The sequence below is a fragment of the Pseudoalteromonas sp. MB47 genome (assembly GCF_011319765.1).
Lineage (GTDB): Bacteria > Pseudomonadota > Gammaproteobacteria > Enterobacterales > Alteromonadaceae > Pseudoalteromonas > Pseudoalteromonas simplex.
In genome coordinates, this window is the sequence record NZ_VFBD01000026.1 from 347,146 (window position 1) to 367,039 (window position 19,894).

17 protein-coding genes are annotated in these 19,894 nt (G+C 40.4%); 12 read left to right on the forward strand and 5 right to left on the reverse strand.

Annotated features, from left to right (window positions below; genetic code table 11):
* Nucleotides 1-88 precede the first annotated feature (88 nt).
* The 3 genes from IMPJCBKJ_RS15485 to IMPJCBKJ_RS15495 all read left to right on the forward strand — a co-directional run bounded on the left by IMPJCBKJ_RS15485 (nucleotide 89) and on the right by IMPJCBKJ_RS15495 (nucleotide 4,088).
* Entirely contained in the window at nucleotides 89-1,048 is a 960-nt protein-coding gene (locus tag IMPJCBKJ_RS15485) for a porin (protein ID WP_166340920.1), read from the forward strand.
* A gap of 57 nt (nucleotides 1,049-1,105) precedes the next feature.
* Nucleotides 1,106-2,536 (forward strand): SLC13 family permease, encoded by a 1,431-nt coding sequence (locus tag IMPJCBKJ_RS15490; RefSeq protein WP_054552237.1) that lies wholly within the window; start codon nucleotides 1,106-1,108, stop codon nucleotides 2,534-2,536.
* A gap of 139 nt (nucleotides 2,537-2,675) precedes the next feature.
* Nucleotides 2,676-4,088, forward strand: coding sequence for a coniferyl aldehyde dehydrogenase (locus IMPJCBKJ_RS15495; protein WP_166340921.1), 1,413 nt, complete (start codon nucleotides 2,676-2,678; stop codon nucleotides 4,086-4,088).
* Between the two features lie 19 nt (nucleotides 4,089-4,107).
* Here the strand turns inward: IMPJCBKJ_RS15495 and IMPJCBKJ_RS15500 are convergent, their stop codons facing one another.
* On the reverse strand, nucleotides 4,108-4,830 hold the full coding sequence (locus tag IMPJCBKJ_RS15500) for a tetratricopeptide repeat protein (protein WP_054552133.1): 723 nt from the start codon (nucleotides 4,828-4,830) through the stop codon (nucleotides 4,108-4,110).
* A 545-nt stretch (nucleotides 4,831-5,375) separates the two neighbouring features.
* Between IMPJCBKJ_RS15500 and IMPJCBKJ_RS15505 the strand changes: the two genes are divergently transcribed.
* Nucleotides 5,376-6,224 carry a DUF6279 family lipoprotein gene (locus tag IMPJCBKJ_RS15505; RefSeq protein WP_166340922.1) on the forward strand — a complete coding sequence of 283 codons (849 nt, stop codon included), beginning with the start codon at nucleotides 5,376-5,378 and terminating at the stop codon, nucleotides 6,222-6,224.
* Nucleotides 6,225-6,423: 199 nt separating this feature from the next.
* A complete protein-coding gene (locus IMPJCBKJ_RS15510) occupies nucleotides 6,424-7,467 on the forward strand; it encodes a GGDEF domain-containing protein (protein ID WP_166340923.1) in 1,044 nt (347 codons plus the stop codon).
* Nucleotides 7,468-7,478: 11 nt separating this feature from the next.
* Here IMPJCBKJ_RS15510 and IMPJCBKJ_RS15515 read toward each other — a convergent pair whose 3' ends face one another.
* Entirely contained in the window at nucleotides 7,479-8,423 is a 945-nt protein-coding gene (locus IMPJCBKJ_RS15515; protein WP_054552136.1) for a LysR family transcriptional regulator, read from the reverse strand.
* Nucleotides 8,424-8,541: 118 nt separating this feature from the next.
* Here IMPJCBKJ_RS15515 and IMPJCBKJ_RS15520 point away from each other — a divergent pair, with 118 nt between their 5' ends.
* The 7 genes from IMPJCBKJ_RS15520 (at nucleotide 8,542) to ppiC (ending at nucleotide 16,730) form a co-directional block, all read left to right on the forward strand.
* Nucleotides 8,542-9,708 carry an efflux RND transporter periplasmic adaptor subunit gene (locus IMPJCBKJ_RS15520; RefSeq protein ID WP_054552137.1) on the forward strand — a complete coding sequence of 389 codons (1,167 nt, stop codon included), beginning with the start codon at nucleotides 8,542-8,544 and terminating at the stop codon, nucleotides 9,706-9,708.
* Between the two features lie 6 nt (nucleotides 9,709-9,714).
* Nucleotides 9,715-12,861, forward strand: coding sequence for a multidrug efflux RND transporter permease subunit (locus IMPJCBKJ_RS15525; protein WP_054552138.1), 3,147 nt, complete (start codon nucleotides 9,715-9,717; stop codon nucleotides 12,859-12,861).
* Nucleotides 12,854-14,260, forward strand: coding sequence for a TolC family protein (locus IMPJCBKJ_RS15530; protein WP_166341046.1), 1,407 nt, complete (start codon nucleotides 12,854-12,856; stop codon nucleotides 14,258-14,260). Before IMPJCBKJ_RS15525 ends, IMPJCBKJ_RS15530 begins: the two co-directional genes overlap by 8 nt.
* 13 nt (nucleotides 14,261-14,273) lie before the next feature.
* Nucleotides 14,274-15,296 carry a zinc-binding dehydrogenase gene (locus IMPJCBKJ_RS15535; RefSeq protein ID WP_166340924.1) on the forward strand — a complete coding sequence of 341 codons (1,023 nt, stop codon included), beginning with the start codon at nucleotides 14,274-14,276 and terminating at the stop codon, nucleotides 15,294-15,296.
* Between the two features lie 2 nt (nucleotides 15,297-15,298).
* Nucleotides 15,299-15,697 (forward strand): DCC1-like thiol-disulfide oxidoreductase family protein, encoded by a 399-nt coding sequence (locus IMPJCBKJ_RS15540; protein ID WP_240921038.1) that lies wholly within the window; start codon nucleotides 15,299-15,301, stop codon nucleotides 15,695-15,697.
* A gap of 58 nt (nucleotides 15,698-15,755) precedes the next feature.
* Nucleotides 15,756-16,385, forward strand: a complete 630-nt coding sequence (locus IMPJCBKJ_RS15545) for a lysoplasmalogenase (RefSeq protein ID WP_166340926.1) — start codon at nucleotides 15,756-15,758, stop codon at nucleotides 16,383-16,385.
* A gap of 66 nt (nucleotides 16,386-16,451) precedes the next feature.
* The gene (gene ppiC / locus IMPJCBKJ_RS15550; RefSeq protein ID WP_054552145.1) at nucleotides 16,452-16,730 is read left to right on the forward strand and encodes a peptidylprolyl isomerase PpiC; all 279 of its coding nucleotides are present in this window, start codon (nucleotides 16,452-16,454) and stop codon (nucleotides 16,728-16,730) included.
* A 209-nt stretch (nucleotides 16,731-16,939) separates the two neighbouring features.
* Here ppiC and IMPJCBKJ_RS15555 read toward each other — a convergent pair whose 3' ends face one another.
* From IMPJCBKJ_RS15555 to IMPJCBKJ_RS15565, 3 genes are all read right to left on the reverse strand, one after another.
* The gene (locus IMPJCBKJ_RS15555) at nucleotides 16,940-18,103 is read right to left on the reverse strand and encodes a Shedu immune nuclease family protein (protein ID WP_166340927.1); all 1,164 of its coding nucleotides are present in this window, start codon (nucleotides 18,101-18,103) and stop codon (nucleotides 16,940-16,942) included.
* A gap of 90 nt (nucleotides 18,104-18,193) precedes the next feature.
* Nucleotides 18,194-18,748: a hypothetical protein gene (locus IMPJCBKJ_RS15560; RefSeq protein ID WP_166340928.1), complete on the reverse strand. Its 555-nt coding sequence runs from the start codon at nucleotides 18,746-18,748 to the stop codon at nucleotides 18,194-18,196.
* Between the two features lie 111 nt (nucleotides 18,749-18,859).
* Nucleotides 18,860-19,273: a hypothetical protein gene (locus IMPJCBKJ_RS15565; protein WP_166340929.1), complete on the reverse strand. Its 414-nt coding sequence runs from the start codon at nucleotides 19,271-19,273 to the stop codon at nucleotides 18,860-18,862.
* Between the last annotated feature and the right edge of the window lie 621 nt (nucleotides 19,274-19,894).

Consider the following 19,894-nt stretch of genomic DNA (forward strand, 5'->3'; position numbering starts at 1 on the left):
TTAAAAGCTTTTTTAAAATTAACTAAGTTGGCAACCAACTTGCCTTACTAGTTAGGAACAACAATTTGAACCTAATAAGGGGCGCATAATGACAACAATATTCACTCATACAAAAACACGCGTAGCAGCGGCTGTGATTTTAGCGAGCACAGCTGGCTCAGCAATGGCAGCAGATTACGCGGTATACGGTAAAGCAGAAGTTCAAATAGCAAACACAGATACAGGCGTTATGCGCTATGTTGATGAAGGTACGCAAATCGAAGCACCTTTTTCGCGCATTGGTATTAAAGGTAGTCACAAATTAACAGAGTCACTTAAAGCAGTATTCAAATACGAAGTACAAGTAAAAGGCTTTGAACATGATGATACCAGTGAGCCATTTTCAGCTCGTAATACTTACTTAGGCCTTGCAGGCGATTTTGGTGAAGTGGTTGTCGGTCGTAACGACACGCGTTTTAAATACTCAGAAGGTAAAGTAGACGGTTTTAACGAAACCCAAGCAGATATTGCACAGCTGATCCCTGGTCAAGACCGTATCGGCGATACCATTACCTACAGCTCAAAAACATACGGTGGCGCATCACTTGCACTAACTTATGCTCCAAAAGATGACAGCAGCAACGATGAAGATGGTTTTGCGGCAACGGTTATTTATGGTGACCGTGCATTAAAATCTAAAGACTACTATGTCGCTATCAGCCATGTTGATGCGCTGAACAAGTTAACAGCAAGTCGTGTTGTTGCCGCATGGAAACTTGAAAACCTACAGTTAGCGGGTTTATTCCAGCGCAGTGAATCTACCGACGGTACGAAAGAAGGCAATGGCTATGCACTTAGCGCAAGCTATGCAATCGATAAATGGGTACCTAAACTGCAATACGTTAAAGACGACTCAAAGATTCGCCATGCTGAAGAAGGTAAACAATGGACAGCAGGTGTTGACTATGTGTTCGATAAACAAACCACTGCTTACTTATTCTATACTGATTTAGATTTAGAACTTGAATCAGATAACAGCGTTGCACTTGGCCTTAAATACAAGTTCTAAGGAGTCGGTATGTCATTAGTAAATCAAACAAAAGATGGCTCACAGCCACGCCCATTAATGAGCACAGTGATGTTACTGCTAGGCCCATTAGTGATGTTATTAACTTGCTTAATTGATCCACCAGCGGGTATGAGTGTATCTGCATTACGTACTGCAGGCCTTGCATTTTGGATGGCTTCTTGGTGGGTAAGCGAAGTTGTGCCAATTCCTGCTACGTCTTTATTGCCACTGGTTATATCACCTCTTGCTGGCATTGCAGCAATCAAAGGGGTCGCGTCACCTTATGCACACCCTTTGATCTTTTTATTCTTAGGCGGCTTTTTGATCTCAATCGCGATGGAGCGTTGGGGTTTACACAAGCGTATTGCACTTAATACCATGCTTCGTGCTGGTACTAAGCCAAGCCTACAAATTTTAGCCATGATGTTAGTAACGGCATTTCTATCAATGTGGATGTCAAATACAGCGACTGCTGTGATGATGTTACCGATTGCAATGTCGATTACTATGTTGGTTAAACAGTCTAACCCAGATAATGACCAATTTGGTAAAGCATTGTTATTATCAATTGCCTATGGTGCTAGCATCGGTGGTATCGCAACCTTAATCGGTACGCCACCAAACGCATTAATGGCTGCATACCTATCAGATAGCTACAAGATTGATATTGGCTTTGCTGAGTGGATGAAAGTAGGTGTACCGCTTGCGACAGTTATGCTTATTTTATGCTGGGTGTGGTTAACTAAGTTTGCCTATAAAGTAGATACACAATGTGCAAAAAGTGCAAGCAAAGACACTAAATCTTTATTCTTGTCACAGTTACAAGAGTTAGGAGCTATGCAGCGCGCTGAAAAAGGCGTAGCTGTTGTATTTGCTTTAGCTGCAGTATGCTGGATTTTTAGACCTATGATTGCTGATTTCTCTGGCCTTAAAATTTCTGATACCGGCATAGCGATTGCTGCAGCATTGATGTTATTTGTGTTACCAGCAAATAAAGGCGATGGTGAGCGAATCCTTGATTGGGAAAGTGCAGCTAAAGTGCCATGGGGCGTATTGCTACTATTCGGTGGCGGTTTAACACTAGCTGCACAAATCAAGTCGTCTGGCCTTGCTGAATATATTGCCCATATGATCGAGGGCGCAAGCGCTATTCCGTTAGTTTTAAGTGTTTTAGCGGTAACGGCTCTTATTACATTCTTAACAGAAATAACCAGTAACACAGCCACAGCTGCAGGTTTCTTACCACTATTAGGCCCAGTTGCTGAGTCAGTATTTGGTACACCGCTTGTGTGGGTCATTCCTGCTGCAATTGCATGTAGCTGTGCGTTTATGATGCCAGTCGCGACACCACCAAACGCGATTGTGTTTGGATCAGGGCAAATTCAAATGCGCGATATGATCCGTTCTGGGTTCGCACTTAACTTAATAGCTATTGCCATGATCACCTTAGTAACAATGACTGTAGCAGCGAGTGTATTTGCTTTTTAAATGTAAAAATTAATGAATACAGAACAATAGTTTCAACTCTTACCAACCACTCACAGCGCTCTTTATGGGCGCTGTTTTTATTTGCTCTCGATTTTATTCATCGTTATAGTTGTTTAAACCTTTTTGATGAGTACTCGTTTTGGTCGATCTAGATTCACAATTACAAGAACAATATTATCAGCTGAACGATGCATTTTTAGCTGAACCTTACTTACCAATAGATATTAGAATAAAGCTTCTAAAACGCGTCAAAGTTGCGCTTATTGAGAACGAGCAGGCTTTAGTGAATGCTTCAAGTAAAGATTTTGGATACCGTACAGCCTTCGATACTGTACTAGGCGATATTTTCCCAACAGTTAAAACAATCAGTGATGTGATTAAGCGTTTACCAAAGTGGGCAAAAAATGAATCTCGTGGTGTTGGACTTAGTTTATGGCCTTCGTCTGCACATATCAGTTATCAGCCGAAAGGGGTTGTAGGCATCATTGCCCCATGGAATTATCCAATTCAACTTGCGTTAGTTCCTGCCATAACCGCATTAGCCGCAGGCAATCGCGTAATGCTAAAGTTAAGCGAATATACACCTCACACTAACGCAGTTATAAAAACGATTTTGGCTGATGAATTGAAAGAGCATTGTATCGTGATTGAAGGCGAAGCAGAACTTGCTGCAAAATTTTGCCAACTTCCTTTTGCTCATATGCTGTTTACTGGTTCAACCGCTGTCGGCCGTAAAGTAATGCAAAGTGCTAGTAAAAACCTTACCCCAGTGACGTTAGAGCTAGGTGGTAAGTCGCCAGTAATTGTTCTTGATGATGCAAATATCAAAGAAGCAGCGAAAACAATTTTATTTGGTAAATTGAACAATGCAGGGCAAATTTGTGTTGCTCCTGATTACGTATTTGTTCCAAAGCGCCTTGAACATCAGTTGGTAATGCAGCTTTGTGATATTTACCGAAAACATTTCAAACAAGGTGTTGAAGGTAAAAATCTGACTTCAATTATCTCCGAGAGTCAATACCAGCGATTAGCTGCTTATTTAGTTGACGCAAAAGACAAAGGCGCGCAAGTATTTGAGCCGATAGAAGGTCATCAAGTTGATGAACTAAAACACCGTATGGGCTTGCACATTTTAACGCAAGTGAATGATGATATGCGCGTCATGCAAGACGAGATCTTTGGCCCCTTACTGCCCATTATCGGTTATGAGTCATTGCAGCAGGTGATTGATACGATCAATGGTGACTCAATACCTCTTGCTTTGTATATTTTGGGGCAAGATAAAGAGAAAATCAGTAAATTAAGCACATCAATCAGAAGCGGTACATTAGCAATTAATGATGTATTGATGCAGGTAACAGCAGATCAGCTACCGTTTGGTGGTATTGGTGAGTCAGGGATGGGGCACTATCATGGCATTGAAGGTTTTAAAACCTTTAGCCATGCAAGAAATACCTTGGTATCCGGTAAGTTTAACCCTCGCACTAGTTTATTGCTAAAACAAAATAAGTTGCTGATCAAACTATTAAAATGGCTGTACTTGCGCCCTTAAGCGCAAGTACGAAGTTTATTTATAGACGCCCGTCAGGTGCGTATAAACCAGCCTGTATTTTTGCATAAATGGCATCTGCTTTTTCTTTAGCAGCTTCAATTTCTGCAGGCATCATACTTCGCTCATCAAGCTTACGGCTATGACTTGCATCCATGTTGCCGTTGTATTCAGCAATGGTATTCCAAATGTATGATTTTTCGAGATTCTTAGGAACTCCTAACCCTTCGTAATACATTAAAGCCATGTTGAATTGCGCAAGAGTAAAGTTATTTGCAGCCGCCTTTTGGTACCAACTAAGCGCGGTACGGTAATCTTGAATTACCCCTTCGCCATTGGCATACATAACCCCTAAATTAAACTGTGCCGCTGGATGGTTTTTTTGTGACGCCATTTCATACAATGAAATGGCTTTTTCTTTATCAAGTTTGACACCTTTACCTTCTTGATAAAGTACACCCAATGCGAACATTGAATCAGCATGCACTTTCTTTACTGCTTTTTCGTACAACTCTGCTGCTTTACGATAGTCTCGTTGCACACCAAAGCCACCTTCGTACATTTTAGCAAGCTCATACATTGCAGGGGCATAACCTCTGTCTGCAAGGTAATTAAATTCATGAAGCGCTTCTTCAAAACGTCCTTCATTTGCCGCTAATTGGGCATCTTCAAGACTGGCATTTGCTAAAGGTGACAAGATTAACGTGCTAGCGAGCAATAGTGATTTAAAATTAGGCTTGATCATAGTCTGCCTCCAAATGTGTGTTAGGTATCAATAACAAAGCATTCAGCTATTGATAAAATGCCTTGCCAAACAGCCTCAGAGCAAAACATCACTTTTAGTTTAGCCCCAACAGCTGCAAATGCCCAATTTATAGACAGCGGCAAGCTTTGCAATTAACAAGTAGGCTTAAGATACAGATTTTCCAGAAAAATTAAAGAAATAAAAAAAGCCCTTAGCGGGCTTTTTCGTGTCATATCTACCGTCACCGATATGAGCAATGTAGCAAGTAAAGTGTAACGTTTTATGTCTATGTTTGGGTCGAGGAAACAGATGACAATCAAGAGTTACATCTTGAACTAACTTGGTAAAACAGCATCAAAACCTTTAACAGTATGATGTTGCTGTGAGAATAGTCTAGCGAACCAAGTTGTTGATAACGATTATTACTTAGGTTTACCTGCTCGTCAATAATTAAATGATAATTAATTTCATTTAATTTGGTTGCTGAATTTTTGTTCTTAGTGGTAAGTTTACTTTGTTTTGAAATAGGATTTGAAAAAACTACAATGAAAAAGCTATCAAAGTATCTAATAGTATTTAGTTTATTGTTTACAGCAACAGGGTGTTCTCCGAGCTTCACTTACAATAATTTAGGTTGGTTATCAGGGTTTTGGATTGATGATTATGTTGACCTGAACAGTGACCAAGCTGATAAATTTGAGCATATTGTTAAAACCAGCCGAGATTGGCATCGAGAAACACAACTCCCCTTATATAAACGCGACCTTGAAAATTTAAAGACCATGTTAGATAAGCAAGTTGACCATAACGAGCTTAAAGCACACTTTGTACAAGCGAAGCAGCACTGGCAAACATTGATTAATAAAATTGAGCCTGAACTTATCGCTTTAGCGAATTCACTTTCTTATAAGCAGCGCGTAGAGTTTGTTGCTGCACTGCAAGAAAACATTAACGACGAGTACAAAGAGCACGAAGAAAAATCACCTGAGCAACATAAAAAAGAACATTTAGAAGAAAACCTTGAAAATTATAAAGAGTGGTTCGGTACCAAACTCACAGCGCAGCAAAAAACACTCATAGAGAGTTCATCAAATTCTCGAGTCAGTACATTTTTAATGTGGATGCAGTACAAACAAAGGCGTTTAGATGCATTAAAAACGTTATTTATGCAAAAGCAAAAACCAACAGACTTTGATAGCCAGTTGGCAGTCATCATTAATAATCGCTTAGCTTTTATGAGCGATGAGTTAATTTCAGCCGATGATAAAAATCTCGATAACTACGTTAATTTATTAGTGGAACTAAAACCTACATTAACCGATAAACAGCGTCGTAACGTTCGCGATGAGTTTGATGAGTTAATCGAAGAGGTAAGTGACTTGATTGATGATTAATTGGCTAGATGTGTTTGGACGTGATATGAAATCGATGGCAGCTAGCAGCTTATGTTTTTAAAATAAAAGTTAGAAAGTATCAGTTTTTCAGGGTTTTATGTTAATAAACGTAGTTTAATGAGGGTTCGCTTAATAATTTGTTCCTAATTTTTTAATTTGGAGTTAAAATCTAATCACTATAATAATAACGAGAAACTGAATGGATATTGGTGCGCTAAGAGGCACTCAAGCTTTACGTAATAACGTTCTTAAATGGATGGGCTTTTGTCTAGGTGTTTTAGCGGGCGTGTTCGCGGTTTTTAATCTATTTATAAATGACTTTGTTGTTCTAGGTGCGTTAGAAGTCGTTTTTGCTTCGTTTTGTTTTTATATCTTTTTCTATACCCGAAAACGTAATGCTCAGCTTTGGCAATCACTTACTCTGTGTTTGTTTTTAAGTTTACTCATTACATTAGGTACTTACTTAAGCAGTATTAAGAGTTTACTTTTTATCTGGACATGTTCATTGCCTGTATTGTTCTATCTACTACTTGGTAAGCAATATGGCCAAGTGTTGTCTTTGATGGTTGCACTATTACAAGCACTGATTTTATTTAGTAAAACAAGTCTAGAGCCTCTGAACAGCATTAATTTTTTACTCAATTTTTCATTTGCATATATCTGTATTTGGGCAGTATCTCACACCTTTGAAAATAGTCGTGCTGAATATGGACAGCGACTTGAAAACTTAGCCTTGCTCGACCCTTTGACAGGCGCGGGTAACCGCTTAGCGATGACTCATTATTTTGAAGTTGAATTAAAAAACAAAAATGGCTTGTTTATCTTAATGCTCGACCTTGATTATTTTAAGAATATTAATGATCAGTATGGCCATGATGTTGGCGATCGCATTTTGATTGAAGTAACCAGTTTCTTTAGGCAACGCATTAGTAAAGGCTATGTATTTCGTATTGGCGGTGAGGAGTTTGCTATCTTCTTACCCAGTAGTGACCCAAGAAGTGCTTATGAATTCGCAGATATGCTGCGCGAGCACTTATCAACCACTATCCACAATATTGATGAGCAAGTAATTAATCTGACCATTAGTATTGGTGTTGCTTGCTACATGCCAAATCAAACCCTGAAAAACTTTATTAAACGTGCTGACGATGCGCTATACCAAGCAAAGCAGCAAGGACGAAATAAAGTTGTAACAGCTTATGAGTTGAGCCAAGAGTCAATTGAGCATAATAAAGCGAGTTAGCGTTTATAAATTTAGCTTTTGTACATGGTGTCGAAATCAGGGATGTTTGCCTCCCAAATAGGAATATCTTTGCCTATGTATTCACGCATAGCATCAAAGAATAAACGCGTTCTTACTGGTAAGTCTCTGTGTGGGTAAACAGCATACACCGCGCTGTAATCGAGTAATTCCATATCGGTTAAAATGGGTACGAGATCGCCTCGCTTAACTTCATCGTCAAGAATAAATGCCGGCGCCAAAACATACGCATTGCCTGAAATAGCTTTCATTAAAAGTACTTCTGCATCGTTCGCACGAAAGACGCTTTTAATATTTTGCTCAATAATATCGCCATCGGCATTACGATAACGAATTCCGCTGATGCGTTTACTTGGGCTTGAATAGCTAGCGGCAGGTAGCTCTTTTAAATCTTCAACCTGTTTTGGCATACCGTAAGTTTCAATAAATTCCGGTGAAGCCAACAGCAACATACGGTTGCGGGCAATTTTACGGGCAATAAATGACGAGTCTTTTGGTTCGCCAACACGAAAAGCTAAATCATAGCCTTCTGATACTAAATCAATCAGCCTGTCGTCTAAACGAAGTTCCACCTCAACTTGCGGAAAGCGTTTTTGAAAGTCGTTAATGACTGGTTGAATATAGCGCTTACCGATAATACTTGATGAGGTAATTTTTAACGTACCACGGGGTTCTTGGTGGTAATTCTCTGCAAGTCTTACGGTATCTGATAACAAATCTCTCAGTTCAGCTGCTTTTTTTACCATTTCAGCACCAGCGGCAGTCAACGAAAAAGAACGTGTAGTACGATTTAGTAAACGAACACCTAATTCATCTTCGAGGCGGCTAATTTGTTTTGAAATAACTGAGCGATCTATATTTCTAGATTCGGCGGCTTTGGCAAATGAGCCTCGTTCAATTACTTCAAGCAACATTAATAAGCGGCTGGTGGTATCCATAGCAGTTCCTTAAATTCTATTGGTGCAATTCTGGCATTAATGAATTTAAAAATCTATCATTTTTATCCACTAATTAGTTGCGTAACATTGTCTCCTATCTAAATACAGGAGAGTCGTTATGAACAAATCTATTCTTGCAGTGGCTGTGACCATTGCGAGCTTAACGTTGGCAGGATGTGGTAGCGAAGCTAGCCAATCAGCGCAACAGCAACAATTACAACCTATCGATGTAGCGCAAGTACTTGTAAAGCCAGTACAAAATTGGCACACCTACACAACGCGTTTAGAGGCACCGCAAGAGGTTGCACTTATGCCGCGTGTTTCAGGTGTGATCGATAAAATTAACTTTAAAGAAGGTGACAGTGTTAAAGAAGGTGACTTGCTTTTCACCCTTGATGCACGCCCTTTTGCAGCAGTAGTAGATAGCTTAAAAGCGCAGATAGAGAGCGCCAAGGCCGCATTAGAGCAGGCTAAAAGTGAAGCAAAACGTGCAGAGCGCTTAACTGAGCGTAAAGCAATTTCAACGGAGCAAGCGGAGTCTCGTAAATCAACGCTAAGACAACGCGAAGCGCAATTGCTAGCGCTACAGGCTGAACTTACGGCCGCAGAGCTTGATTTAGAATTTACTCAAGTGCGTTCACCCATTGATGGCGTTGTATCGCGTGCGAATATTACCAAAGGTAATAACGTGCTTGCTGGTCAAAGCGTGTTAACAAGCATTGTTTCAAACCAGCAAATGTATGCTTATTTTGATATTGATGAGCGTACATGGAATCAGTCTTTTACTGATGTGACAGCGCAAAGTGAACAAGCGGTTGTGATGCAAAAAGTGGGTCAAACCAGCTTTAACTACAATGGCAAAATCAACTTCATTGATAACCAAATTAATGAAACTACCGGCACTCTTCGTGTACGTGCGGTGTTCGAAAACGATGAACAACAATTACGTGCGGGCTCATTTGCACGTATTAAGCTTGCTGCCAATAAAGTAAGTGAAAAAGTCATTGTGCCTGAGCGTGCAATTGGGACTGATTTAAAGAATCGCTTTGTACTCACTGTGGGTGAAGGCAATGTTCTTGAATACAAACTAGTAACGGTGGGTGAGCGTTACGGCAGTTTACGTGCGATTACATCAGGACTAAACGAAAACGATGTGATTGCTGTGAATGGCCCGGCGCGTGTTGGCCCTGGTATGCCAATTTCACCAAACACAGTCACAATCAATAGCGACGGAATTGCATTTACTCTTTCAAATAATCACTCAGATTTGGTTGCTAAACAGTAGGTCAAAATGAAATTTTCACACTTTTTTATCCAGCGACCCATCTTCGCAGCGATGCTGTCGCTTATATTTCTCATTGCAGGGGCAATTTCGTTATTTCAATTGCCAGTGAGTGAGTACCCTGAAGTTGTACCGCCAACGGTTGTAGTTACAGCAAATTACCCGGGTGCTAACCCAACGGTGATTGCCGAAACAGTGGCAACGCCACTTGAGCAAGAAATCAATGGTACAGAAAACATGTTGTATATGTTTTCACAAGCAACCAGTGATGGCCGCATGACTTTAACAGTTACTTTTGCATTAGGTACTGATTTAGACCGTGCACAAGTTCAAGTGCAAAATCGTGTCAATAGTGCACTACCACGATTACCGCAAGAAGTTCAGCGTTTAGGTGTTGTAGCCGAAAAATCATCACCTGATTTAACCATGGTGGTGCATTTGTATTCGCCTGAAAAAACGCATGATACGACTTACTTAGCGAACTATGCTGATTTGTATATCAAAGACCAAATTGCGCGCTTAGGCGGTGTGGGTGATGTGCAAATGTTTGGTGGGGGTCAATATTCAATGCGTGTTTGGCTTAACCCTGATGCACTCTCTGCTCGCGATTTAACAGCAATGGACGTAGTAAATGCATTACGCGCTCAGAACCAACAGGTTGCTGCGGGTAGTTTAGGTGCGCAACCTACCTCGAAAAGTAATCAATTTCAAATTCTGATGAATGTAAAAGGGCGCTTAAGCTCACAAGAAGAATTTGAAAATGTGATCATCAAAGTAGGTGAGCAAGGTCAGCTTACACGCCTAAGTGATGTAGCACGCCTTGAATTAGGCCAAAACACCTATGCATTAAGAGCGATGTTAGATGGTCAACCTGCACTTGCAATGCCGATTTTCCAGCGCCCAGGTTCAAATGCGATTGAGCTTTCTGATCAAGTGCGTGAAACCATGAAAGTATTATCAAAAGACTTTCCGGCAGGTGTTGAATACGACATTGTTTATGACCCAACTGTATTCGTACGCGGTTCAATTGATGCTGTTATTAAAACGCTACTAGAAGCAATTGCATTAGTTGTAATCGTTGTTGTGGTGTTCTTACAAACTTGGCGTGCATCAGTAATCCCACTGATTGCAGTACCGGTATCTTTGATTGGTACGTTTGCGGTTATGCAATGGTTGGGGGTTTCGATTAATACCTTATCGCTATTTGGTTTGGTTCTTGCCATTGGTATTGTTGTTGATGATGCCATTGTTGTGGTTGAGAACGTAGAGCGTAATATCGAGCAGGGTTTATCACCACTTGAAGCAACCCGTGTTGCAATGACAGAAGTAACAGGGCCAATTATCGCCATTGCACTTGTATTGTGTGCGGTATTTATTCCAACGGCATTTATTACGGGTTTATCTGGTCAATTTTATAAGCAATTTGCTTTAACCATTACTATTTCGACGGTTATCTCTGCGTTTAACTCGTTAACACTATCGCCTGCGTTATCGGCGTTACTATTAAAAGGTCATGATGCAAAACCAGATCGTTTAACTAAACTATTAAACCGTGTATTTGGTAACTGGTTATTTAAACCTTTTAACCGCTTATTTGATAAAGGCGCCAATGGCTACGAAAAGCTGGTACAAAAGCTAATTCGTATGAGTGTGATTGTATTAGTTGCTTATGTTGCACTTGTTGGTGGCACAGTAAAATTGTTTGACGCAGTACCAGGTGGTTTTATCCCACAGCAAGATAAGCAATATTTAGTGGCTGTTGCACAGTTACCCGATGCGGCAAGTTTAGACAGAACTCAAGAAGTCGTGCAAGAAATGGAAAAAATTGCATTACAAGTACCGGGTGTTGCAAACACAGTATCGTTTCCTGGTTTATCGGTGAATGGTTTCACTAATAGCCCTAATAGCGGCATTGTATTTACACCGCTTGCCCCTTTTGAGGAGCGTCAAGATCCGAGCATGTCGGCAATGGCGATTGCGGCTCAGTTAAATCAAAAGTTTGCTAGTATTGATGAAGCGTTTGTTGCGGTATTCCCGCCACCGCCAATTCAAGGTTTAGGTACAACGGGCGGCTTTAAACTGCAAATTGAAGACCGTGCAAACAAAGGCTTTGAAGCACTCTTTAACAGCTTACAAGCAACCATTGCGAAAGCGCAGCAAGACCCAGCGTTAATGGGGCTTTATTCAAGCTTTAGAATTCAAGTACCGCAAATGGATATCGACATTGACCGTGAGCAAGCGCTGATCCAAGGTATTCCACTTGATGAAGTATTCAATGCCCTACAAGTGTACTTAGGTTCCGTGTACGTGAATGACTTTAACTTGTTTGGTCGTACTTATCAGGTTAATGCGCAAGCTGATGCTGATTACCGCCAAGATCCTGAGCAAATCTTGAATCTTAAAGTACGTAACCGCATGGGTGAAATGGTGCCATTAGGCTCTGTATTAACTGTCACACCAACAACAGGCCCAGATCGTGTAATGCACTACAATGGTTACCCTACAGCTGAATTAAATGGTAGCCCAGCACCAGGTTATAGCTCTGATCAAGCGCAACATGCGATTGAAGCAATCCTTGCCGATACATTACCAAATGGTATTGAGTTTGAGTGGACAGAAGTAACTTATCAGCAAATATTAGCGGGTAATACCATGGTGTATGTTTTCCCACTTGTTGTATTGCTTGTTTTTATGGTACTTGCAGCGCAATACGAGAGCTTAAGATTACCACTGGCTATTATTCTGATTGTGCCTATGACGATTTTCTCGGCACTGTTAGGTGTGTGGTTTGTTGGTGATGACAACAACATTTTCACGCAAATCGCATTAATCGTACTGGTTGCACTGGCAAGTAAAAATGCCATCTTGATGGTAGAGTTTGCACGAGATCAGCATAAAACGGGGTTGTCTCACCTTGAAGCCATTATTAAAGCGTGTCGCTTACGACTTCGCCCAATTTTAATGACATCAATTGCCTTTACGGCAGGCGTTGTACCTCTTGTTTTAGCCACAGGTGCAGGTGCAGAGATGCGTCATGCCATGGGTAACGCAGTGTTCTCAGGCATGATTGGTGTAACTGTGTTTGGCTTATTGTTCACCCCGGTGTTTTATATGTTAGTCACTAAAAAATCGCAGAAGGAGCAACATGATGCATAAGCCTCTTCATGTAATCTTTAAACACAGCAAACTAGTCAGTGCGATGCTGTTAGCTGGAGCACTGGCAGGCTGCGCACAAAGCGTCGATATGCAAGAGCAGCAAGTGAGCCTGACACAATTTGTTAGCGATACACAAATTGGTGAACAAAACGAAGGTGCGAGCGAAAATAACTGGTGGCGTCGTTTAGATTCGCCTCAGTTAAACAATTTAGTGACTGATGCATTAGCAATGAATCACGACCTAAAAACCAGTCAACTTCAACTTGATGCAGCCATTGCCCGTTTAGGTGCAGCCCGCGCGGATTATTATCCGCAGGGCAGCCTAAGCGTAGGCGCAGAGCGCAGCAGCTTAGATGGCGCAATTACGCGCCAATCAAACGCTGGGGTTAATGTTAATTGGCAGCTTGATTTGTTTGGTCGTATTACAGCGTTAGTCGATGCTGCTAATGCAGGTGCACTAAACCAAGCCGAGCAGTTAAGAGCATTACAGGTTGAAGTGGTTTCAGCCGTGGTGCAAGGCTATGTCAGCTATCAAGGTAATGTGCAAAAGCAAGCTATCATTGAAATGCAAATCGAGGCGCTCGAGCAAAGTATTGATGTGCTCAAAGCGCGAGTAGAGGAGGGGGTTGCGAATGAACTTGATCTTAACCGTACTCTTGCCCAGTTAAAGCAGCAACAAGCGCTTATTCCTGAGCTTAGTTACTTGCAATATCGCGACCTCGCAACCCTTGCGGTGCTAACAGGGCGACTTGCCAGTGACATAACTTTGATAGAAGAGCCTGAGTTACTCAGTCACGAATTTAGTGTGTCGTTTAATAAAGCCAGTGAAGCAATGGCACTGAGACCAGATATCACCAGTGCTTTATATCAGTTTAGTCAGGCTTATTCGCTAAGTGTTGCCGCCTCAAAAGCATTACTGCCAGATATTAGTTTGGCCGGGTTTGCAGGTGTGGTGAGCTTAACCAGCAATGGCTTAGAAGATACTGTGCAACAATGGCAAGTCACACCAAAAGTTGAATGGTCATTACTCAGCTATCCTGCATTATTAGCTCAGCGTGATGCACAGCAGTTTTTAAGTGAAGCCGCTTACAGTGACTATCAAAGTAAAGTATTAAAAGCCATTAGCGATAGTGAACTTACTTTACAAAGACTAGTCAAACAGCAACAACAGTTAAGTTATGCTGATCAACGTTTTAATTATGCCAATAAAGCATTTGGTCAAGCACAAGCAATGTATCAAGAAGGACAAATTCCTTACTTAGAGTTGTTAGATGCGAGACAGGATGTTTTAATAGCGCAAGAGAACGCTGTTGATTCAACAATTGCTTCATTACAGGCCAAAGTAAGTGCTTATCAAGCATTTAATGGTCGTTGGAGCTTTGAACTAAACAACCTTTAACCCAGAGTATTCAATGTCACATATTCAACAAACTACAGAACTTCCGTCAACAATGCGCGCGCTTGCACTGATTGAGCCGAATGACGCCATAGCGTTATCTGAGCTTTCTGTGCCAGTACCGAGCCCTGAAGGCAATGAGCTTTTGGTTAAAGTTGAATATGTGGGCTTAAATCATGGTGATGCCAACTTTGCAAAACAAGGTTTTTGTAAATGGCATTACCCTCATGTACTAGGTCATGATGCTGTTGGCGTGGTTGTTCAGGCAAGTAAAGGTGTATTCCCAGGTGTTGGCGCACGTGTTGTATGGCACGCCAGCCTTGGCGACCAAGGTGTGTTATCTGAATACACAACGGTACCAAACTATGCGGTTTCGGTTGTGCCAGATAACGTATCACCGGCAGATGCTGCAACCTTACCTTGTTCAGGTATGACGGCATTAATTGCCCTTGATAAGTTGCAACTAAGCGAAGGGGATTCACTGTTTATTGACGCAGGGGCAGGCGGCGTTGGTCAATTTGCTATTCAATTTGCTAAGCAACGTGGTGCAACTGTATTTACCACTGCCAGCAAACACAATCATAAGTTACTTAAGCAATTAGGTGCTGATGTGGTGTTTGATTACAATGACCCTAAACTTGAAGATAAAATTCGCCGTGAATTAGGCCCGCAAGGCTTTGACGCGGTGCTTGATTGTATTGGTGGCGATACCACCATTCGTAACGTTGAGCTAATGCGCTTTTGTGGCCATATTACCTGTTTAAATGAATTACCTAAGTTTGAACAAGAACTTATGTTTAGGCGCGCACCAAATATCGGCATTGTATCGTTAGGAGGAGCGTGGCTTGCAAATAGCTTATGTGCGCAGCAAAAGCTGAGCTTTATGGGTAACTTATTACTCGATAATGCAGCCCGTGGCGAGATCAAACTGCCACAAATTCATGCCGTTGATTTTACCGCAGAGGCTGTTTCAGCAGCTTTAAATAAACAACTTGCTGGTGGTTTTACCGGAAAACAAGTTGTGCAGGTAAGCGGTTAATCTTGCAAACTCACTGCCCAGTCATACTGTTTGATGGTCAGTGCAATCTGTGCCATTTTTGTGTGCGGTTCATACTTCGCTACGATAAGCAAATCACCTTTAAGTTATGCCCCATGCAAAGCGATAAAGGTGAGCGTTTATTAATGGCTCACAAAGTTAAAGATCCACTTTCCTCAATGTTAGTGATTGATAAAAACCAGCTATATAAACAAAGTGACGCTGTGTTATTTATCGCAACACAATTAGGTTTTCCATTCTCTTTAGCTAACGTGTTCAAGCTGCTGCCAAAAGGTTTTCGCGATCGTATATATGATTGGCTTGGTCGTAATCGTTATCGGTTTTTTGGTAAGCAAACACAGTGTAAGTTACTGACCGAAGAACAAAAGCAGCATTTTTTATAAACATTTAAAGCAAAGCTTGCTATTCTCGTTATTGGGAACAAATAACAATAATAAGAATATGAACATTCTCTTTCTAACCCTAAGCTCGGTTTACATTGCTTTACTGCTCTTTATACCATCATTAACTCAGCCTATTATGGCGCTATTTAAAACATTACCAATCGGCCTGTTGATTGTGATGGTGTTAAAAGGGCGTAGTCAGTTACAAAATCGCACTTTTATTACTTTATTATTCGCTCTTAGTTTTTCAGCACTAGGTGATGTGTTGCTAGCCCTTGATACGGGGCAACTGTTTATAGGCGGTTTAGCGGCATTTTTTGTTAGCCACGCTTTTTATATCATTACCATGTTGCCAATTAAAAACTGGCGACTAGACGTTGTATTTCTTTATCTATTTTTGGCCATCATCGTTTTTTGCTTATTTTATCCAAACTTAAATGACCTGCTCATCCCTGTGCTTTTCTACATGTTGGTACTCACCATAATGGCAAGCCTTACTTGGATGACGGATAAATCGAACGGCTTTTTAGTGTTAGGTGGGGCCGTGTTTGTTATATCAGACTCTATACTTAGCCTTAACCGTTTTTATTCAGAAATAGCGCATGCAGATATCGCAATAATGATAACGTATTACATTGCACAATTTTGTTTGGTGACAGGGTTTGTGCAGGCAACAAGTAAACATTAATAGCCGCAGTGGCTCAGTGTTGATTGCCGTGATAAAATACGCGCGTTTTAATTTTCGAGATTTTCCATGGCAAATACAGCGCACGCACTGCACATTCTTGTTAAACATAAAGAACAAGCTGAAGACATCATCAAGCAACTTAAAAAAGGTGCGAAGTTTCAGACGTTAGCTAAAAAATATTCAACCTGTCCGTCGGGTAAAAAGGGCGGCGACTTGGGGGAATTTAGACGTGGGCAAATGGTGCCACAGTTTGACAAAGTAGCATTCAGCGGCGAAATCTTAGAGCCACATTTAGTGAAAACGCGCTTTGGTTGGCATGTAATCAAAGTGCTATACAGAACGTAAAGCCAAAACCTGCCTAAATAGTGTAAGACATGTTGTTAGTCTTAAATATTTACCAATAGTGAGTTGAAGTCTTTGGCTTTAACTCACTATTGGACAAAAACACGTTAGAGTATTTAATCAGTAACGCCACATTAAGGTGTGAGCAGCGCTTGGCTATACTTGAGCGCAGCAAAACTGCCAAGCGTTGCGAATCACTCTTAAATGCTTTGTTAGTTGCCGTTTTCAAGTAGCCTGACGAAGCTACTTACTTTGCCATAAAGTTCGTCAAACGTAACAATTTGGACGTCTTTCAAGTTGTTTCGGTACAACTCGAAAGCTTTACGCTTTTCAGGAGAGTCTAATTCACTAGTATTCCCGATAATGACCACACAAGTCGGTTTATATGCTCCAAATATACTAGTTTCATGCCCTACAACTGAGTAGTAGTCCTGAATAATAGAGTTAGCATAGTTTAGAACCTGACTAGTAGAGCCCGTTAACTCTTTAGACATATTGTACGTTTGGCGGTAAAGGCTGGATATCAGTTGAGTTGAAGGTGTCTTAATTTCAATCAATGCTGGGTTGCTCGTCATTTGATTTTTATAGAGAAAATCAACGATATTCCCTCCCTGATTAGTAAAGGTTTTACCACCGATATATGCCTTTTCTTTAACTACTACCACTGGGAACGAAAATATCTGAGACAACACAAAAGAATTACTAGTTAGCTCTCTTTGCCAAAACTCTTCATCAGTTGAAAACTGATTACTGTTCCAAATTTCTAAAGCTTTCTTTAAAACCGTAAGCCCAGCTACAACATTCAGTTGCTTTACGTTATCAGCGGACAATGACTCTAAACTTTCGACTACTTTATCTGAATGCTCTATTGAGGATAACCACTTTGCAATACGTTTAAATGTACCAATCGCATTATCAGAGCTTAACTCAATGAACTGCCTTAAATCTTCATCGGTTGCATTGCTGAGCCCCTCCAGTGCGCCACTCAATTTAATATATTGATTGGAGCCTCGTTGAATACCGTCTTTACGGTGAATTCGATATAGATCAGCTAGTTTCCTAAGAAGAAGTAACAACTCCGCGGATTTAAGCTCAAGTTTTACACCCTCAGCAGGTTTTAATTGAGAAAGATTAATTTCTCGAACATCTTCCCAACCATCCTGTTTCTTTTTCTTTTGATATACAAAGTGCCCCTTAACACAAGCATCTTTATCTTTTTGATTATCAACAACAGTTGGAATGAACACTAGCCTAACAGTGTCTTTTAGGCGAATCTCTATTGGATCTGCAACTGCTGTTTTCCAAGACGTTGATGTTAAACTTGTTCCATTTACTACCTCATAAATAATGGATATCGGGAAGGCAACTAACGCCAAGCTAAGCGGATTTTAGAGTTTGGCTAAAATTGGCGAGGTACGAGCCGAGCCAAACTTTAAAATTCCTTGCTTGAGCGCCTTGTTATATTTTTATTTAATCGACTCTATAAATTTTGAGCCTACATTTTCATATTTATAGTTTAAATTGCTACTTACACTGGTGATACCATTTTTAGCCATTAAACCTAAAACTAAGTTAATAGATGTTTCTACTAATTCTTTAGCAGAGTCAAAGGTAACATTATGATTAATGGTTTCTCTTTGACCACAGAGAAGAACTTTATCATTGTGAGTAAGTTTAAAATCTCTGTATTTTTTGACGCTAACTTCATTCCATAGTTGTGATGTTTTGTTTCGGAGGTTTTGAAGCATTTCGTCTAGCGAATCTTCGTATTTCAATATCAAGTTACGCTGGGAAAGATATTCATGTCGATCCTTCTTACTTTCATAAGCATCTGTGTCAAATAGCCTAGCTAGTGAAATTAAGATCTCATCATGCACTGAGCGTTTTAAAATAGCACCAAACTCAATTGATTTAGAAGATAGAATATCAATAGATTCTCTACAGTCGAATATTTCGCTATATACCTGAATTATTCGTCGTACTCTTATAGCTTCTGATAAATATCTGTTGAACTCATCCATGAAGCGAAACTCTCCTAAAAATATAACGCCCGCATTTGCGGATGGTTTGGAGCGCAGCGGAAAACCACTCCGACAACATGCGCTTGTTAAATGTGAATTTCTCAATTCCTACTAATGATGCCTGTGTTTTAAATACAAATTAATAAGTTGCAACAAAGTTTCAATAATCGCAAAGCCAAAAATAAATATTGCTAGATCATTTGACCCATCGCCAGTAATACTAAATGGCGGAGTTGCCCCAGCAGTGAAAATTAGACCAATTTCCAATAACGAATCTTTCATTCCCGCAAAATGACCGTCAGGAATAGTTTTCGCCAAAATATTTGCATATATTCCAAATAGATAAATCAAGCTAGCTGTACAAGCCACGTAAAACGTATTTAAGGCCTTACTAAATGGATTTTGATCATTGAAACCCACATGGCCGAGAAGAGTTATTATTAGTGCAATTCCAGCAGTTAACCAACTGCTAGAAACTATGTAAGTCATTACCACCAACAGCAACTCAATCGTCAATAAGAGCAAAGCCTAATCCTTTTTGTAGCCATAAATACCATTACCTGCGACAGGACACAGAGGTTTAGCACATGCATTTAACATGTTTATAGCGAGCTAATCGCGCGTTTTTCTACCACAGCGTAGCTCGTTTTTCTTATTAGACTATTTTTAACAAACTTCTTAACTAATTGCCAATACTACTAAAATGCAGTGGTTCTAGCTTTTGTCCTAGGATAATAATGAACGGTAGGATCGTTTTCTGACTATGCAATAATAAACTTTAACGAAATAGAAATACAATTGTGAACGGCCGAAGTTCGCTCTTTTGAGTAATTCGCCTTAACACGTTTTGGGGCATAATCAAGGTATGGCTTATTTTCTGATTTTGACACAAAACTGTCCTTCAGCACCAACCCATTTATATCCAAAAATGGTTTTCTACGAATAAGTTTATACACGACAAAAGTGTCCAGAGTGATTTTTAAACGTATATGTTGTGCACATTATGACTGTGCGCTGCAATTTCTGTACTGATGCACAATAGGACAGTGCAAGGATATGGCTTTAGATTTTAAGGATGAGTGGCTCGAAGCATTCTATGAAGAGGATAAGCGCATCGATTAATCCCTAAGGTTATCGAGAATGCTT

What these genes read in the sequence shown, in the direction of transcription:
- IMPJCBKJ_RS15545 (WP_166340926.1), top strand. Translation starts at nt 15,756, where the DNA reads ATGAACATTCTCTTTCTAACCCTAAGCTCGGTTTACATTGCTTTACTG.
- IMPJCBKJ_RS15525 (WP_054552138.1), top strand. Translation starts at nt 9,715, where the DNA reads ATGAAATTTTCACACTTTTTTATCCAGCGACCCATCTTCGCAGCGATG.
- IMPJCBKJ_RS15510 (WP_166340923.1), top strand. Translation starts at nt 6,424, where the DNA reads ATGGATATTGGTGCGCTAAGAGGCACTCAAGCTTTACGTAATAACGTT.
- IMPJCBKJ_RS15520 (WP_054552137.1), top strand. Translation starts at nt 8,542, where the DNA reads ATGAACAAATCTATTCTTGCAGTGGCTGTGACCATTGCGAGCTTAACG.
- IMPJCBKJ_RS15535 (WP_166340924.1), top strand. Translation starts at nt 14,274, where the DNA reads ATGTCACATATTCAACAAACTACAGAACTTCCGTCAACAATGCGCGCG.
- IMPJCBKJ_RS15485 (WP_166340920.1), top strand. Translation starts at nt 89, where the DNA reads ATGACAACAATATTCACTCATACAAAAACACGCGTAGCAGCGGCTGTG.
- IMPJCBKJ_RS15490 (WP_054552237.1), top strand. Translation starts at nt 1,106, where the DNA reads ATGAGCACAGTGATGTTACTGCTAGGCCCATTAGTGATGTTATTAACT.
- IMPJCBKJ_RS15530 (WP_166341046.1), top strand. Translation starts at nt 12,854, where the DNA reads ATGCATAAGCCTCTTCATGTAATCTTTAAACACAGCAAACTAGTCAGT.
- IMPJCBKJ_RS15560 (WP_166340928.1), bottom strand. Translation starts at nt 18,748, where the DNA reads ATGGATGAGTTCAACAGATATTTATCAGAAGCTATAAGAGTACGACGA.
- IMPJCBKJ_RS15515 (WP_054552136.1), bottom strand. Translation starts at nt 8,423, where the DNA reads ATGGATACCACCAGCCGCTTATTAATGTTGCTTGAAGTAATTGAACGA.
- IMPJCBKJ_RS15500 (WP_054552133.1), bottom strand. Translation starts at nt 4,830, where the DNA reads ATGATCAAGCCTAATTTTAAATCACTATTGCTCGCTAGCACGTTAATC.
- ppiC (WP_054552145.1), top strand. Translation starts at nt 16,452, where the DNA reads ATGGCAAATACAGCGCACGCACTGCACATTCTTGTTAAACATAAAGAA.
- IMPJCBKJ_RS15505 (WP_166340922.1), top strand. Translation starts at nt 5,376, where the DNA reads ATGAAAAAGCTATCAAAGTATCTAATAGTATTTAGTTTATTGTTTACA.